Source organism: Bradyrhizobium sp. LCT2 (assembly GCF_009931255.1).
In the GTDB taxonomy this organism is placed as follows: domain Bacteria; phylum Pseudomonadota; class Alphaproteobacteria; order Rhizobiales; family Xanthobacteraceae; genus Bradyrhizobium; species Bradyrhizobium diazoefficiens.
In genome coordinates, this window is sequence record NZ_CP034432.1 from 4,521,973 (window position 1) to 4,537,159 (window position 15,187).

General features: G+C 64.9%; 19 protein-coding genes. 10 read left to right on the forward strand and 9 right to left on the reverse strand.

What is annotated here, in order from left to right:
- Positions 1–79: 79 nt before the first annotated feature.
- Genes EI171_RS21865 through tsaA form a run of 3 tightly spaced genes read left to right on the forward strand, consistent with a single transcriptional unit; the run spans position 80 to position 1,689 of the window.
- Entirely contained in the window at positions 80–820 is a 741-nt protein-coding gene (locus EI171_RS21865; protein WP_161534653.1) for an AzlC family ABC transporter permease, read from the forward strand.
- On the forward strand, positions 817–1,167 hold the full coding sequence (locus EI171_RS21870; protein WP_161534654.1) for an AzlD domain-containing protein: 351 nt from the start codon (positions 817–819) through the stop codon (positions 1,165–1,167). The genes EI171_RS21865 and EI171_RS21870 overlap by 4 nt, the downstream gene beginning before the upstream one ends.
- 30 nt (positions 1,168–1,197) lie before the next feature.
- A complete protein-coding gene (gene tsaA, locus EI171_RS21875; RefSeq protein ID WP_161534655.1) occupies positions 1,198–1,689 on the forward strand; it encodes a tRNA (N6-threonylcarbamoyladenosine(37)-N6)-methyltransferase TrmO in 492 nt (163 codons plus the stop codon).
- 121 nt (positions 1,690–1,810) lie between these two features.
- Here the strand turns inward: tsaA and EI171_RS21880 are convergent, their stop codons facing one another.
- From EI171_RS21880 to EI171_RS21895, 4 genes are all read right to left on the reverse strand, one after another.
- Positions 1,811–2,239 carry an HIT family protein gene (locus EI171_RS21880; protein ID WP_060912520.1) on the reverse strand — a complete coding sequence of 143 codons (429 nt, stop codon included), beginning with the start codon at positions 2,237–2,239 and terminating at the stop codon, positions 1,811–1,813.
- Positions 2,240–2,299: 60 nt separating this feature from the next.
- Positions 2,300–3,556, reverse strand: coding sequence for a GNAT family N-acetyltransferase (locus tag EI171_RS21885; protein WP_161534656.1), 1,257 nt, complete (start codon positions 3,554–3,556; stop codon positions 2,300–2,302).
- A gap of 228 nt (positions 3,557–3,784) precedes the next feature.
- A complete protein-coding gene (locus tag EI171_RS21890) occupies positions 3,785–4,531 on the reverse strand; it encodes a glycerophosphodiester phosphodiesterase (protein WP_161534657.1) in 747 nt (248 codons plus the stop codon).
- 5 nt (positions 4,532–4,536) lie between these two features.
- A complete protein-coding gene (locus EI171_RS21895; RefSeq protein WP_161534658.1) occupies positions 4,537–5,004 on the reverse strand; it encodes a RidA family protein in 468 nt (155 codons plus the stop codon).
- 248 nt (positions 5,005–5,252) lie between these two features.
- Between EI171_RS21895 and EI171_RS21900 the strand changes: the two genes are divergently transcribed.
- From EI171_RS21900 to EI171_RS21910, 3 genes are all read left to right on the forward strand, one after another.
- Entirely contained in the window at positions 5,253–6,098 is an 846-nt protein-coding gene (locus EI171_RS21900) for a cell envelope integrity EipB family protein (RefSeq protein WP_028171560.1), read from the forward strand.
- A 293-nt stretch (positions 6,099–6,391) separates the two neighbouring features.
- On the forward strand, positions 6,392–6,793 hold the full coding sequence (locus EI171_RS21905) for a RidA family protein (RefSeq protein WP_028171561.1): 402 nt from the start codon (positions 6,392–6,394) through the stop codon (positions 6,791–6,793).
- A gap of 12 nt (positions 6,794–6,805) precedes the next feature.
- Positions 6,806–7,204: an NUDIX domain-containing protein gene (locus EI171_RS21910; protein WP_110116289.1), complete on the forward strand. Its 399-nt coding sequence runs from the start codon at positions 6,806–6,808 to the stop codon at positions 7,202–7,204.
- A 36-nt stretch (positions 7,205–7,240) separates the two neighbouring features.
- Here the strand turns inward: EI171_RS21910 and EI171_RS21915 are convergent, their stop codons facing one another.
- On the reverse strand, positions 7,241–7,648 hold the full coding sequence (locus EI171_RS21915; protein WP_161534659.1) for an ACT domain-containing protein: 408 nt from the start codon (positions 7,646–7,648) through the stop codon (positions 7,241–7,243).
- Positions 7,649–7,847: 199 nt separating this feature from the next.
- On the opposite strand from EI171_RS21915, the gene EI171_RS44835 reads away from it, so the two are divergent.
- Complete coding sequence (locus EI171_RS44835) at positions 7,848–8,003, forward strand: hypothetical protein (protein WP_165448163.1); 156 nt, start codon at positions 7,848–7,850, stop codon at positions 8,001–8,003.
- Positions 8,004–8,019: 16 nt separating this feature from the next.
- Here the strand turns inward: EI171_RS44835 and EI171_RS21920 are convergent, their stop codons facing one another.
- Both EI171_RS21920 and EI171_RS21925 read right to left on the reverse strand, forming a co-directional pair.
- Positions 8,020–9,312 carry a DNA polymerase IV gene (locus tag EI171_RS21920; RefSeq protein ID WP_161534660.1) on the reverse strand — a complete coding sequence of 431 codons (1,293 nt, stop codon included), beginning with the start codon at positions 9,310–9,312 and terminating at the stop codon, positions 8,020–8,022.
- The gene (locus tag EI171_RS21925; protein ID WP_011087883.1) at positions 9,309–9,620 is read right to left on the reverse strand and encodes a DUF3572 domain-containing protein; all 312 of its coding nucleotides are present in this window, start codon (positions 9,618–9,620) and stop codon (positions 9,309–9,311) included. Before EI171_RS21925 ends, EI171_RS21920 begins: the two co-directional genes overlap by 4 nt.
- Positions 9,621–9,857: 237 nt before the next feature.
- On the opposite strand from EI171_RS21925, the gene EI171_RS21930 reads away from it, so the two are divergent.
- Both EI171_RS21930 and EI171_RS21935 read left to right on the forward strand, forming a co-directional pair.
- The gene (locus EI171_RS21930) at positions 9,858–10,223 is read left to right on the forward strand and encodes a response regulator (RefSeq protein WP_007603272.1); all 366 of its coding nucleotides are present in this window, start codon (positions 9,858–9,860) and stop codon (positions 10,221–10,223) included.
- Between the two features lie 14 nt (positions 10,224–10,237).
- Positions 10,238–11,611 (forward strand): PleD family two-component system response regulator, encoded by a 1,374-nt coding sequence (locus EI171_RS21935; protein ID WP_028171565.1) that lies wholly within the window; start codon positions 10,238–10,240, stop codon positions 11,609–11,611.
- A gap of 296 nt (positions 11,612–11,907) precedes the next feature.
- Here EI171_RS21935 and EI171_RS21940 read toward each other — a convergent pair whose 3' ends face one another.
- Positions 11,908–12,516 (reverse strand): TetR/AcrR family transcriptional regulator, encoded by a 609-nt coding sequence (locus EI171_RS21940; protein WP_028171566.1) that lies wholly within the window; start codon positions 12,514–12,516, stop codon positions 11,908–11,910.
- Positions 12,517–12,647: 131 nt separating this feature from the next.
- On the opposite strand from EI171_RS21940, the gene EI171_RS21945 reads away from it, so the two are divergent.
- Complete coding sequence (locus tag EI171_RS21945; RefSeq protein ID WP_011087880.1) at positions 12,648–13,880, forward strand: MFS transporter; 1,233 nt, start codon at positions 12,648–12,650, stop codon at positions 13,878–13,880.
- A gap of 174 nt (positions 13,881–14,054) precedes the next feature.
- Here the strand turns inward: EI171_RS21945 and EI171_RS21950 are convergent, their stop codons facing one another.
- Positions 14,055–15,002: an AraC family transcriptional regulator gene (locus tag EI171_RS21950; RefSeq protein WP_028171568.1), complete on the reverse strand. Its 948-nt coding sequence runs from the start codon at positions 15,000–15,002 to the stop codon at positions 14,055–14,057.
- Positions 15,003–15,187: the final 185 nt, after the last annotated feature.

A 15,187-nucleotide genomic window follows, 5' to 3' on the forward strand; every position in this document is an offset into this window, starting at 1 on the left:
CCGCCGCGCGGTTCCTTGACGCGGACCGCCGCATTGCCCGTTATGCAGGCACGATTCCGCAACCCCAGCCGGCCGTCCCGTGGCGCTTCCTCCGCTCGATTCACCTCAATGGCAAAGTCACTGGCGCGCCTTTGCGTGGGGGCTGCGCTCGATCACGCAGACGATCCTCACCATCGTGCTGTTCGTGACCTATCTCGGCATCGGCGCGCTCGCCCACGACACCCATTTCAGCCTGCTCTGGGCGCTCTGCTCGACGCTGTTCGTCTGGGCAGGCCCCGCGCAGATCATCCTGATCACGACGCTCGGCTCGGGCGCGACCATCATCCAATCGGCGATCGCGGTGACGGTCAGCGCGATCCGCCTGTTTCCGATGGTGGTCTCGGTGCTACCGCTGATGCGCACGCCGAAGACGAAACGGCGCGAGCTGGTCTTCGCCGCGCATCTCACCGCCGTGACGCTCTGGGTCGAATGCCACCGCTTCCTGCCGCAGGTGCCGCGCGAGCGGCGCATCGCCTTTGTCCACGGGCTCGGCTGTGGCCTGGTCTCGGTGTGCCTCACCGCCAACACGGTCGGCTATTTCCTCGCCGCCAACCTGACGCAGACGCTTGGCGCCGCGATCCTGCTGCTGACGCCGCTGTCCTTCCTGTTCTCGACCGCGCGCAACAGCCGCGAGGTCGCCGACGTGGTCGCGCTGGCGCTCGGGATTCTGCTCTACCCGCTGGCGGCGAAGATGAACTCCGGCCTCGACATCCTCGTCAGCGGCGTGGTGGCCGGATCGATCGCCTACGGCGTGCATTGGTGGCGGGAGGTGCGCGCATGAGTTTCGCACAGCTCATCGGCGACTGGCATGCGCTCGCAGTCCTGTTCGTCGCCGGCGTCGTGCCCAACCAGATCTGGCGCATGCTCGGCCTGTGGTTCGGCGGCGGCATCGACGAGGGTTCCGAGCTGCTGGTCTGGGTGAGGGCGGTCGCCACCGCGATCCTGGCCGGCGTCATCGCCCAGATTGTGGTCGAGCCGCCGGGCGCATTGGCAAGCGTGCCCGCTGTCCTGCGCTACGGCGCGGTCGGCGCCGGCCTCGTTGTCTTCCTGCTGACCCGCCGTTCGATCTTCGCGGGCGTTGTCACGGGCGAAGTCTTCATGCTGGCCGGCACGTGGTGGTTGGGCTAAAACCTTCGCGAACAGCAAGGAACTGGAAATATGGTTCGCGAAAACGAGCTCCGCGAGGGCGAGGTCGCCATCGAGCTGCCACCCGCAGGGGATGCCGGCCTCGTCTTCATCGGCCGCATCCGCACGCCCTGGACGTCGCGGCTGGAGACGCCGCGGCAGGGGCGGCACGACGGCCCGATCTGCCGCCTCGAGATCTTCGAGCCGTTCGTGCCGGCCATCAAGGGCGTCGACTTCTACAGCAATCTCGAAGTGCTCTACTGGCTCGACAAGTCGCGCCGCGACATCATCCTGCAAAGCCCGAAGAACAACGAGAAGACCCGCGGCACGTTCTCGCTGCGCTCGCCGGTCAGGCCCAACCCGATCGGCACCTCGATCGTCAAGCTGGTTGGCATCGAGGGCAATGCCATTCTGGTGCGCGGGCTCGATTGTCTCGACAACACGCCGCTGATCGACATCAAGCCCGACCGCTGCGAGTTCACGCCACTGGCCGCGCCGCAGGCGGGGGATTTCCAGACGGAGTAGTCGTCATTCCGGGGCGACGCGAAGCGTCGAGCCCGGAATCCATCGGGCCGCAGAGATCGTCGTGAAATGGATTCCGGGCTCGCGCCAAGAGGCGCGCCCCGGAATGACGATGTGGCGAAAGTCAGCCCGCCTTCAGTGCCGCGATCAGCTTGGTCGCGTTCTCTTCCAGCACCTTGACGTCTTCCTTGCGGCTCGCGGGCGGCAGCATCGCCACCCCGTCGTGGCGCGGCAAGACGTGCATGTGCAGGTGAAACACCACCTGTCCGCCGGCTGGCTCGTTGAACTGTTGCACGGTGATGCCGTCGGCCTTGAACGCCTTCATCGCCGCGGCGGCGATCCTGTGCGCGCCGCGGGCGACGTGAGCGTAGTCGTCGGGCTTGATGTCGAGGATGTTGCGAGCAGGGGCCTTCGGGATCACCAGCGTATGGCCCGGTACCCGCGGCATGATATCGAGGAAGGCGAAGACGTGCTCGTCCTCATAGACCTTGTGGCAGGGAAACTCGCCGCGCAGGATCTTTGCGAAGATGTTGTTGGTGTCGTAGGCGGTCATGGCAGCTCCTCGGCGGCTCCTCGGAATTTTGCGCTTACTGTCACCAGCCGCATCGAACCGTCAAGGCGCCTCGTCGGCGCCTTTCCGGAACGGGCCGAGCTCGGCCAGCTCCCGTCCGGCCTCGGCGACATAGGCGCGCTCGCGCTTGAGGTAATCGTCGATGGCGCGGCGCAGGCCCGGATCGGCAATGAAGTGGGCGGAATGGGTCGTCTTCGGCAGGTAGCCGCGCGCGATCTTGTGCTCGCCTTGCGCGCCGGCCTCGACGTGTGTGAGGCCGCGCGTGATCGCGAAATCGATCGCCTGATAGTAGCAGACCTCGAAATGCAGGAACGGATGGTGCTCGACCGCGCCCCAGTTGCGGCCGAACAGCGTGTCCGAGCCGATGAAATTGATCGCGCCCGCGATCCAGCGGCCATTGCGGCGCGCCATCACCAGCAGCACGTCCTCGCTCATTGTCTCGCCGATCAGCGAGAAGAACTCGCGCGTCAGATACGGACGGCCCCATTTGCGCGAGCCGGTCTCCATGTAGAATTCGAAGAAGGCGTCCCAGGCCTCCTCGGTGATGTCTTTTCCGGTGAGCCAGTGGATCGTGATGCCGGACGCGAGCGCGTCGCGGCGTTCGCGCTTGATCGATTTGCGGTGGCGCGAGTTCAGGGTGGCGAGGAAGCCGTCGAAGCTTGCAAAACCCTCGTTGTGCCAGTGGAACTGCTGGTCGGTGCGCTGGAGGAAGCCGTGCCCGGCGAGCAGCTTCCACTCCGCCTCCCGCGCGAAGGTGACGTGCACAGAGGAGGCCTTGCTGACCCCGCACAGCGCCACCAGCCCGCTCGCCAGCGCCTCCATGATGCGCTCGCGGTCGACACCGTCGCGGACCAGCAGCCGCGGCCCGGTCGCCGGGGTGAAGGGAACCGAGACCTGGAGCTTGGGATAGTAGCGCCCGCCGGCCCGCTCGTAGGCGTCAGCCCAGCCGCGGTCGAAGACGTATTCGCCCTGCGAATGCGATTTCAGATAGCAGGGCACGACGCCGGCAACGCGGCCGTCGATCTTGGCGACCAGATGCCGGGGTCCCCATCCTGTGCGGATCGTTGCCGAACCCGATTTCTCGACGGCGGAGAGAAACGCGTGCGAGACGAACGGGTTATAGGCAGGCTTTAAGAGACCGGCCGAATCGCCTGGAAGCCCGGATGAGGATCCCTTGCCATGCCCGTTGCAAGCCTTTTCGATAAGAGCCTTGCCGGGATTTGCGCAGGCGTCCCAATCTTCGGGCGACACTTCGCCAATAGACGGTACGGCCTCGAGCGTGATTTCGGTTGATGCCATCGTGCCCAAGATCGTGCATTGCAGCAGCGACTTCAAGAGGGCGGGAACTGAGGTGTAGATGCAAACGCGGTATCAGCGATTGCGCAAAGATCTATCCCGAGTCGTCCTGGCGATAGCCAGGACCCATACCCACAGAATTTGGTTTGGCGATGACTCGGAGTTGCAGCTTCGGGCCACGACTCCTCCCTGGGGTAATGGGTCCTGGCTTTCGCCAGGACGACCCTAGGGCTACGGCACGAACCCCTCGAAGATCATCTGGTCCGCGTATTGTCCGACTCGCGTCCGCTGCTCCGGCGTCCGCACGGTCCAGCCGAGCAGGGCGCAGCCGAACACATTGCGGGCGATCCAGGGGGCGGGTGCCGGGAGGTGGTCGACCTTGAAGGCGACGAAATGCGGCTGGGTCTGGAAGCCGTGGCGCAGGTACAGCATGCTGTCGCGCTGCGTCTCGGTCAGCTTGGCCCAGTACTCGTCTTTATAGCTCCGCTGCGCGACGATACCGCGCGGGCGGGAGGGCAGCAGTTCGCGCAGCGCCAGCACCTGGTCGGGATCGAAGGACATGCCGACCGCGGGGCCCTGATAGGACGCCAGCACCTCGGCCATCCGCTTCACCAGCTTGCGGTCGCCGCCAAAATGGCTCTTCACCTCGATCACCAGCGGCACCCGGCCGCCGACCATGGCGCAGAGGTCGGACAGCGACATCATCCGCTCGTCCGTGTCCTTGAACCTGATCGCCCGCAGCTCCGCCGCCGTCCTCTCGACCACCTCGCCGGTCGCCTCGGTGAGGCGGCCGAGCGCATGGTCGTGATGGACCATGGCCTCGCCGTCGGCCGAGAGCTGGATGTCGACCTCGATCGAGAAATTGCCTGCGATCGCAGCCTGGACCGCGCCCGGCATGTTCTCGACGATTCCGCGGGAAATGTCGTGCAGGCCGCGATGGGCGACCGGCCGGGCTGTCAGCCAATCAGGGGCGCGCATTCGCGTCAGGCGACCTCGAACACACCCTCGACCTCCACCGCCGCATCCGCGGGCAGCGAGGCGACGCCGACGGTGGTGCGGGCATGGCGGCCCTTGTCACCGAAGGCGGCAACCATCAGGTCGGAGGCACCATTGAGCACCTTCGGCCCGTCGAGGAAGTCCGGCGCCGAGTTGATGAAGCCGCCGAGGCGTACCACGCGCACGACCTTGTCGAGGTCGCCGAGGGCCGCCTTGACCTGGGCCAGCAGGTTGACGGCGCAGCCGCGCGCGGCCGCGGCGCCTTCTTCGATCGAGACGCCGGCACCCAGCTTCCCCTTGGCGATCAGCTTGCCGGCGGGATCGAAGCAGACCTGGCCGGAGACGAACAGCAGATTGCCGGTGCGCACGAACGGCACGTAGTTGGCCACGGGGGTGGGCGCATCGTGCAGCTTGATGCCCTGTTCCGCCAGTTTCTGCTCGACCGTGCCCGCCATCTTCGACCTCGTTGTCCAAAAATCATCCACCCCGGGCGCGTCCCATCGGCGGCCCGGGCGCGCCCTGTTTCGCCCATCGTGCCGCCACATGCAAGCAACCCCGGCGGGCTGCGTTTTGTTGAGGCAGGGCAGGAGGTTCAGGGCGAGGGCCGCAACTTTACGTGAAACGGCCTCAGTTGCGACGCAATGGAACGGTCATTAAAATGTCGAATCTGCGCTTCCCAAGGACGCATCTTCAAGGAACAGACATGATGCACCTTTTCCGGACTTCGCTCGGTGTGATGGCGCTCGCGGCGGCCGCTTGTGGCCCCGGCGGCGGGGCGCTGGCCGCCAACGGTCCGTTCCTCGCGCATCAGGCGCTCTATGACCTCAGCCTCGTCAAATCGCGCTCCAATTCGGTCAACAGCGCGCGCGGCCGCATCCTCTACAATTTCACCGGAAGCTCCTGCGAAGGCTACACCTCCGAATTCCGCCAGGTCTCCGAGCTCGACAGCGGCGAGGGCAAGATCACGCTCAGCGACCTCCGCTCCAACTCCTGGGAGGACGCCGCGGGAAAAAGCTACCGCTTCAAGATCGAGACGCGGATGAACGAGGCCGACGCCGGACGGGTCGACGGCTCGGCAGAGCGCGACGGCGACCACATCAACGTCAAGCTCAAGCTGCCGGCGCCGAAGAGCTTTACGCTCGACGGCAAGATCGTGTTCCCGACCGAGCAGATCCAGCGCATCATCGCCGCCGCCAAGGACGGCAAGTCGCTGCTCGAGCTGTCCGTCTATGACGGCTCCGACGACGGCCAGAAAGTCTACAACACGCTGACCGTGATCGGCCAGCCGATCCCCGCCGACCGTGCCTCCTCGACCGATCCGTCCACCACGGACGAGCACATGAAATCGCTCAAGCGCTGGCCCGTCACCGTCAGCTATTTCGACCGCGACGCCCAGCAGAAGGAGGGCGAGCAGACGCCGATCTATGCAATGGCGTTCGAGCTCTATGAGAACGGCGTCTCGCGCCAGCTCGTGCTCGATTACAATGATTTCGTCATCTCGGGCGCGATGGGCAAGTTCGACGTGAAGGACAGCAAGCCCTGTAATTGAGCGTCGATCGTCATTCCGGGGCTCGCGAAGCGAGAACTATGGTGCGCAATTGCGCACCTGAGAATCTCGAGATTCCGGGTTCGGTCCTGCGGACCGCCCCGGAAGGACGGCGAGAGTTGTTTGTCGGCTCTCACTCGGTGTCGTCATTGCGAGCGCAGCGAAGCAATCCAGAATCTCTCCGAGGAACGATTCTGGATTGCTTCGTCGCAAGAGCTCCTCGCAATGACGGGCTGGCCCTCAGCTCCCTCTCCCGCTACGCTCTCCCCCAACCACAAACTTCGGGAGCCAGCCCCATGCCCAAGCTCGACCATCTCCGCCCCAGCGGCCTGCACCACAATCCGGCCTATTCCCACGTCGTCACCGCCACGGGCGCGCGGACGATCTACATCTCGGGCCAGGTCTCGACCGACGAGGAGGGGCGGATCGTCGGCGAGGGCGATATCGCCGCGCAGACGACGCAGGTGATGCAGAATCTCGGCCTGGCGCTGAAGGCTGCCGGCGCGAGCTACGCCAACATCGTCAAGATCACGACCTTCGTGGTGAACTACAAGCCGGAACTGCGCCCGATCATCGGCAAGGCCCGCTCCGCCTTCTTCGAAGGCATGGAGCCGCCGGCCTCCACCCTCGTCGGTGTCTCCGCGCTCGCCGCGCCGGAATGGCTGATCGAGATCGAGGCGGTGGCGGTCGCGGATTGAGGTGCGGACGGAATGACTTTGCAGAATTCCATTCGGATCGCTGCTGCATTGATGAGCAGGAGCGATGGGCGCGTCCTGCTGGTCAGGAAGAAGGCTACCGAAAGCTTCATGCAGCCCGGAGGAAAGATCGAGATCGGCGAGCATCCGCAGGACGCGCTGAGGCGCGAATTGTCGGAGGAGCTCGGGATCGATATCGATCCGAGCGAGATGACCTATGTCGGGCGATACACTGCGCCTGCCGCGAATGAGCCGGGCCGGCAGGTCGATGCGGAGGTTTTCCGCATCGTCATTGCGCATCCGGTCGCTCCGGGAGCCGAGATCGAGGAGATTCTCTGGCTCGATCCGTCCACGCCCGGAGCTGTCAAACTCGCGCCTTTGACGCGGGACAACCTACTTCCGCTGTGTTCGTGAATCCCGTAGCCCGGATTGCGCTTCGCTCCACCCGGGCTACGAGTGCCTTGCTTTGGACATCTCCCGCAGAACGGCCATCGCCTCATCGGCCTGGTCGACAGCCACAAAGAGATGGTCGTGGTGGAAGGCCGAAACGGCATTCACGCTGATGCCGGCTTTGGCCAGTCGCGCCGTGATAGCCGCCAGAAAACCCACCGCATCGAGTGCGGAGTGAACTGTCAGCGTGATCAGGCGCGATGCAAACGCGTAGCGTAAGCCTGATGCCTCGGCTTCTTCGCGTGGGATCACCAGCGTCGTTCCTTCCTGCTCGCGGAACGTCAGCAGTGGGTTGACCGCTGCGGGAATGGGCTCGTTGGGCGGGATCGTGCAAAACACGAAGGCGCCGGGCTGCATCTCCGGCTTCATGTTTCTCAACAGCACGCTGAGGTCGCGTTCGCCTGTCACGGTGCCAGCTCCTGGGCGGGCGGGATCGTTTGAGCCCTTGGGAAGCTATCGGCGCCGGAAGCCGTTGGAGTCACGGTCAACATACCTTTGTATATCTCTTCCAATCCTTCTCATACGCTGACCTTACGCTGGTACAATTGAGCGACGGCGGGAGATTCTTACAATTTGAGTCCACTCGGGTCACTGCGAGGAAGCTCAAATGAACGTCATCATTCGAAAGCTCAACGGCCTGTGGCACCTCGTCGTCGGGTCTTGTCAGATCCGAACTCCGTTCCTGGAGACTCAGGATCGGCAGTTGGTCGTTCAGTATGCCCGGCGCGTCTATCCGGGTGCGCGGATCTTCGAACGCGACTGAATTGAGCAGGACTAGATCACTCCTGCTGTCCTGTTTCGGGACCATCATACGCGATGCCACGAATGACGGCGGAGTTGCCGAACTTCTTGCGCAGACTGTCCACCGCGCGCTCGGCGTGGGCGGCGCGGCGGTCGAGCATGTCGGTGTCGTCGGCGGGCGAGCCTTCGCGCAGCGCGCTGACGCCGGCGCCCATCAGGCGGAAGGCGGTGCCGTCGATTTCCTTGGCCAGCATCTCGCGGCAGATCGAAAAGATCTTTGCGGCGAGCTGCGTTGGCGCTGCGATCGACTGCGAGCGCGTGCGCTGGCGGAAGTCGGCGGTCTTCAGCTTCAGCGTGACGGTCGAGCCGGCGAGTTCGCTGCTCTTGAGCCGCGACGACGTCTTCTCGCAGAGCCGCCAGAGAATCTTCTCCAGCGTCGCGAAATCGCGGATGTCGGTCTCGAAGGTGGTTTCGCTGGAAATCGTCTTGGCGCCCCGATCGGGCTCGACGCGGCGGTCGTCGATGCCGCGGGCAAGCCGCCACAGCCGGCGGCCGTCGCTCGGAAATTGCCGCATCATCTCGATCTCGTCGACCTTCTGAAGGTCGGCGATGATGCGGAAGCCGCGCTGCACCAGGCGTTCCTGCGTCGCAGGACCGACGCCGAAGATGAAGCCGACCGGCCTCGAAGCCAGCATCAAACGCGCTTCCTCCTGATCGAGTGCGGCAAAGCCGCGCGGCTTGTCGAGGTCGGAGGCGATCTTGGCCAGGAACTTGTTGCAGGAGAGGCCGACCGAGACGCTGATGCCGATGTCGCGCTCGATGTTGCGCGCAAACCGCGCCAGCACCTTGGCCGGGATCATGCCGTGGACCCGCTCGGTGCCGGAGAGATCGAGGAAGGCCTCGTCGATCGAGAGCGGCTCGACCAGCGGCGTCAGCGCCTGCATGGCCTGGCGTACCTCGCGGCCGACGCGGACGTATTTCGCCATGTCGGGACGGATCACGATCGCGTGCGGGCAGGCATCGAGCGCCTTGAACATCGGCATCGCCGAGCGCACGCCATAGGTGCGTGCGATGTAGCAGGCGGCCGACACGACGCCGCGCTTGCCCCCGCCGATGATGACGGGCTTGTCGGCGATGTCAGGATTGTCGCGCTTCTCGACTGTCGCATAGAAGGCGTCGCAGTCGATATGGGCGATGGTCAGGCTTGAGAGCGCGCGGTGGCGGACGAGGCGAGGGGAACCGCAAGCCGAGCAGCGTCGCACGCCCATATCCTGATCGGCCAGACAATCCCGGCAGAAGCAGCGGGGCCCGGCCGGGTCGGAGACGGTCACGGCACGTCGCGCTCCCAGGTCCGGTCGCCGAGCGCGTCGCCCAGCACCTGCCGCGCTGCGGCAACGTTGGTCGGATGCAGCTCCGAGGCCGTGGCAAAGGCCTTCACGGTCGCGTCATCGCGCAGCACGAAATCGAGTACGCTGAGGAGGAAATTGGGGTCCGAGGCGGCGTTCCGAAGGGTCTCCGGGCCGACACCTGTCTCGGCCAGAAACAGGCCCAGCCGCTCGGGCTCGCCCGCGACAAAGGACAATGCCTGAATCGCAACGATTTCAGCGACTTCGCGGGGGTTGTGAACAGGCTTTTTCAAGGGCCCAGTTTGCCTTTCCGTTAACTTTCAGTGTCTACTTTGGAATATGCCCGAGTCTCGCGCCTGAGTCTTGCGACGCCCGACAAGCAACTGGAAACCACATCGCAGAAAGTGGCCCCTCGGGTTTAACGAAACTAGAGCGAATCTGAGGCTAGTTTGAATCCAGTTTTCGAAGCGCCGGGGAGCGGCGCCTGAGGCGTCACATGTATCGGGCTTCGTGCCAATCAGGAGGACGGGATGGCTAAGACCGTCCTGATCGTGGAAGACAACGAGCTCAACATGAAGCTCTTCCGCGACCTGTTGGAGGCGCACGGTTACCAGACCACGGGCACCAGCAACGGCTACGAGGCGCTGGATCTCGTTCGGAAGATGCGGCCCGACCTAGTGTTGATGGATATCCAATTGCCGCAGGTCTCGGGCCTGGAGGTGACGCGCTGGATCAAGGACGATCCGGAGTTGCGCTCCATTCCCGTCGTCGCGGTCACGGCCTTCGCGATGAAGGGCGACGAAGAGCGCATCCGCGAGGGCGGCTGCGAAGCCTATTTGTCCAAGCCGATTTCGGTCGGCAAGTTCATTGAGACGGTCCGGCGTTTTATCGGATAGGAAGTGAGTTCAAAGTGTCCGCGCGTATCCTGGTTGTCGATGACGTTCCTGCCAACGTCAAACTCCTCGAGGCCCGGCTTTCCGCCGAATATTTCGACGTGATGACCGCCTCGAACGGCACCGAGGCGCTGGCGATCTCCCGCCGCGCCGAATGCGACATCATCCTGCTCGACGTGATGATGCCCGACATGGACGGCTTCGAGGTCTGCCGCCGCCTGAAGACCGATCCGGCGACGCACCACATCCCCGTCGTGATGGTGACGGCGCTCGACAGCCCGTCCGACCGCAACCGCGGGCTGGAAGCGGGCGCCGACGATTTCCTGACCAAACCCGTCTCCGACGTCGTGCTGATCGCGCGCGTGCGCTCGCTGACGCGGCTGAAGATGATGACCGACGAGCTGCGCATGCGCGCCATCACCTCGCTCGAGATCGGCATGCAGGCGCCGGAGCGCACTGCGGTCGCCGACACCGGCAAGGGCGGCCGCATCCTCCTGGTCGACGACCGCCAGTCCTCCTATGAGCGGCTGGCGAGCCTGCTCGCGGCCGAGCACACCGTCGATGTCGAGCCGAACCCGACCGAAGCGCTGTTCCACGCCGCCGAGGGCAATTACGACCTGCTGATCGTCTCGCTCGACCTCAACAATTTCGATGGCCTGCGGCTCTGCAGCCAGGCGCGCTCGCTGGAGCGCACGCGCCATGTGCCGATCCTGGCGATCGCGGACCCCGAGAATTCGACCCGGCTGCTCCGCGGCCTCGAGATCGGCGTCAACGACTATCTGCTGCGACCAATCGACAAGACCGAACTCTTGGCCCGCGCCCGCACCCAGATCCGTCGCCGCCGCTACACCGATCATCTGCGCGACAACGTGCAGAACTCGATCGAGATGGCGATCACCGACGCGCTCACCGGCCTGCACAATCGCCGCTACATGGAGAGCCATCTGGCGACGCTCGCCGAGCAGGCCGCAACCCGCGGCAAGCCGCTGGCGCTGATGATCCTGGACATCGACTATTTCAAGTCGATCAACGACAATTACGGCCACGATGCCGGCGACGACGTGCTTCGCGAATTCGCGGTGCGCGTGCGCAAGTCGATCCGCGGCATTGACCTCGCCTGCCGCTATGGCGGCGAGGAGTTCGTCATCGTGATGCCGGAGACCGATCTCCACGTCGCCGGCATGGTCGCCGAGCGCCTGCGCCGCTCGATCGCGGGCGAGCCGTTCGCGATCCACAAGGGCACCAAGCGCATCGAGGTCACGATCTCGATCGGCCTCACAACGCTGGAGCAGAAGGGCGAGGCGGTCGCCGACGTCCTCAAGCGCGCCGACACTGCGCTGTATCGCGCCAAGCACGACGGCCGCAATCGCGTGGTCTCGCAGGCGGCGTGAGGGCGGCTCGCACAAAAGTTGTGAAAACAACCCCATGCACAGTAGCCGGCGCTAGTCGGATCAAGGGCTTACGCGGGTAGCAAGACGGCTTGCGCTGGCGATAGCGCCGTTTGGCTCGTCGGGCAAAACAGGGGCATTTTGTTAGGATCGCGGCGGTCCTACAAACTCCGCTGTCATTCCCCGCGAAGGCGGGGAATCCAGTACGCCGCGGCCTCTCGGTTCAATCACAACCGCCTCTGGAATACTGGATCACCCGCTTTCGCGGGTGATGACAGCGAGCGATACGGCGACAATGGTTAGTCTGGCGGGCGCTTGTGCCCCTTCGCGGGCTTCGCCGCACCATCCCCCACATCCACCCCCGCATTCCGCAGCAGCACCTTCGCCGCTTCCTTCGCGGCGCGCGCCATCGCGGGGTCGTCGCGGACGAGGTCCTGGGCGATCGAGCCGTCGACCAGCAGCACGAGCTGCGTTGCCAGCGCGTCCGCATTCGCAACGCCGAGCTCGTTGAGCCGCTCGCGAAACCAGACGCGGCGGCTTTCCTTGAAGGCGACCGCGATCTTCCTCACCGCGCGGTCCTTTGGGCCGAGCTCGGCCACCGCATTCACGAACGGGCAGCCGCGAAAATCCTTCGCCGCAAAACGGCGCTCCAGCGAATCGAAGGTGGCGAGGATCTGCTCGGCCGGCGGCTTGTCGGAGGGGCGCGGAGCTACGAAACGGCGCTCAAGGTAAGCCGCGATCAGCGCGTCCTTGGAGGGGAAGTGGTTGTACAGCGTGCGCTTGGAGATGCCGATCTCGGCCGCGATGGTGTCGACGCCGATGGCGCGAATGCCTTGCAGATAGAACAGCTTGTCGGCGGTCTCGAGGATCCGCTCCTTCATCGTCTGTGGGGTCGTCGGGGGAGCCATGCAGCAGCGCGCGTCCTGTTCGCTTGACAGCGTGCACCTTTTCATAGCCTAAGTACACAGGTCTGTGTAACCAAAATCAACTGATATTGCAGACGTCGGCGCTCGCGCCGCGCCCACGAGGGAGAAGAAAAATGCCCCTGTTGCAGGTCCTGCGGCCGACATTGCCCATCCTGATCGGCGCCTCGATCATGCTGACGCTAAGCATGGGGTTGCGGCAGAGCCTCGGCATCTTCATGCAGCCGCTGACTCACGACATCCACATTTCGATCTCGGATTTCACGCTGGCGCTCGCCGTGCAGAACCTCGCCTGGGGCTTTCTCCAGCCGCTCGCCGGCGCGATGACGGTGCGCTACGGCTTCCGCCCGATCATGATCGTCGGCTCGCTGATGTACATCGCAGGCCTCATTCTGATGGCGACCGCGGGCGGGCTCGTCAGCATCATGATCGGCGCCGGCGTGCTGATCGGCACCTCGCTCGCCTGCACCGCGGCGGCGATCGCGATGTCGGTGGCCGCGCGCGCTGTGCCCGAGACCGTCCGGTCCACCGTGCTCGGCATCGTCTCCGGCGCGGGCTCGCTCGGCGCGCTGCTGTCCGCGCCGATCGGGCAGTTGCTCAACGAAGGCTTTGGCTGGCGCATCGGGCTCGCCGGCTTCGTCATCATGTCGGTGCTGATGATCCCTGCGGCCTGGTATGCGGGGCGTGTCGACAAGGTCCCGCTGCCGAAGCCGGCCGCCGACGATATCGGCGACGCCACGGCCGCATCGGTGGCGACGGCCGCGTTCGGCAACGCCTCCTTCGCGGTGATGACCTGCGCCTATCTCGTCTGCGGCATGCAGCTCGTGTTTCTCACGACGCACCTGCCGTCCTACCTCGCGATCTGCGGCCTCGATCCGATGCTGAGCGCGCAGACGCTCGGCATGATCGGCGGCTTCAACGTGCTGGGCTCGCTGTTCTTCGGCTGGGCCGGCCAGCGCTGGAATAAGCTCGCGCTGTTAGGGGGCATCTACATCCTGCGCTCGCTGGCGCTCGCCTGGTACTTCATGCTGCCGGCGACGTCGTTCTCGACGCTGCTGTTCGGCGCCATCATGGGCTTCCTGTGGATGGGCGTAGGGCCGCTGGTGGCAGGCGCAGTCGCCGAGATGTTCGGCCTGCGCTGGCAGGCGATGATCCAGGGCCTCGCCTTCATGAGCCACCAGATCGGCAGCTTCCTCGGCGCCTACGGCGGAGGGGTGCTCTACGACGCGCTCGGCTCCTACACCATGGCCTGGCGCATCGGCGTCGCGCTCGGTCTTGCCGGCGGCATCGTGCAGGTGGCGTTCGCGCTGATCCGGCCGTCGCAGCCGCCGGTGCTGCGGACGGCGTAGCCGGAGCGGGGACTCGTGAGCGACGGTTTGGGGGGATGCGGATGTCGCCGCTCGCAACCCGAAGCCGACACAACGGCGCAAGCCGAGGGGCTGTCGGTTCGGCGCCTCTGAGGATCTCACGGAAATGAGCTGTAGCTGCGCAACCGATTGCAGCGCCTGCAGGGCGATTGCTGCTTAACGGAGACGTCGCCGCCAGTCGCTCGGTGTCACGCCGGCGAGCTTTCTGAACGCCGCGGCAAAGGCGGTTTGGGAGGCGTACCCGAGCGCCGCTGCGATCGAGACGACCGAATCGTCAGTATCGCGCAGCATGTTCATGGCTTGCTCGAGTCGGTACTGGCGGAGCCAGGCATGCGGCGAGAGCCCTGTGCTTTCCTTGAAGGCACGACAGAAATGGAAGCGTGACAGGCCGGCATCCGAAGCGAGCATCGCGAGAGAGACATCGGAATCGCTCTCCGAGCGCAGGCGATCGATCGCGCGGCGGAGGGCTGTTGGCGACAGCCCGCCGATCAGTGCCTGGATCGCGGTAGGCGAACCGACGTGCGCGGCCAAGATGCGGGTGGCCAGGAGATCTGTCAGTTGATGTCTGAACAAGGCATCCAGGGCCGCATTGCCGTCCAGTGCATCCGCTGCACTCAGCAGCAGGCGGGATGTGATGGGATCGGGATGCCCCGTTCGCTCCATGAGGTCGCCAGGTGCAGCCGCGCGGGCTTCCCGGGCGACACGATCGAGCGTCGTGTGGGGGAGGTAGAGCTGAACGACATTGATGTCCCCGGCAATGTCCCATCGGGCGCTTGAGCCTGCCGGAATGATCGTCACCACGCCGGAACGGGCCGTTCCGATCGCGACCGACTTGCCGGCGCGCCGCTCAAGTCGCTGCACGCCGCACGGGTAAGTCATGACGACATGATTGGCCATGGGTTCAACGACGTCATGCAGGGCGCCATGTTTCCAATGGGCGATGGCGCCGCCCAACGGATCGGAGGCCATACGAATTGGCGCGGTCTTGAGCACCCGCGCCATCTCCACATCGGCCGGGCGGAGCTCGGGAACCGGAACGTCCCTCGGGTGCGCCGCCGGCGAGAACAGAGCCGCCAAGGGATCGTGCAAGATGGTTTTGTTCATGGGCTTGTGCTCGACATTGTCGTGCGCCGTCCTATCCGATGGCGAACAAGCTAAGCCCAACCGTCGCGAATGGCCCGTCATGCGTTGTGAAATGTTGTTAGGAGGCGTCAGTCCTTCGCCCTTGGTAGTGTGAGGACTGCACGGCAATTTCCCGACCGTTGGCCTGACGCGGGACCTTGGCCTAA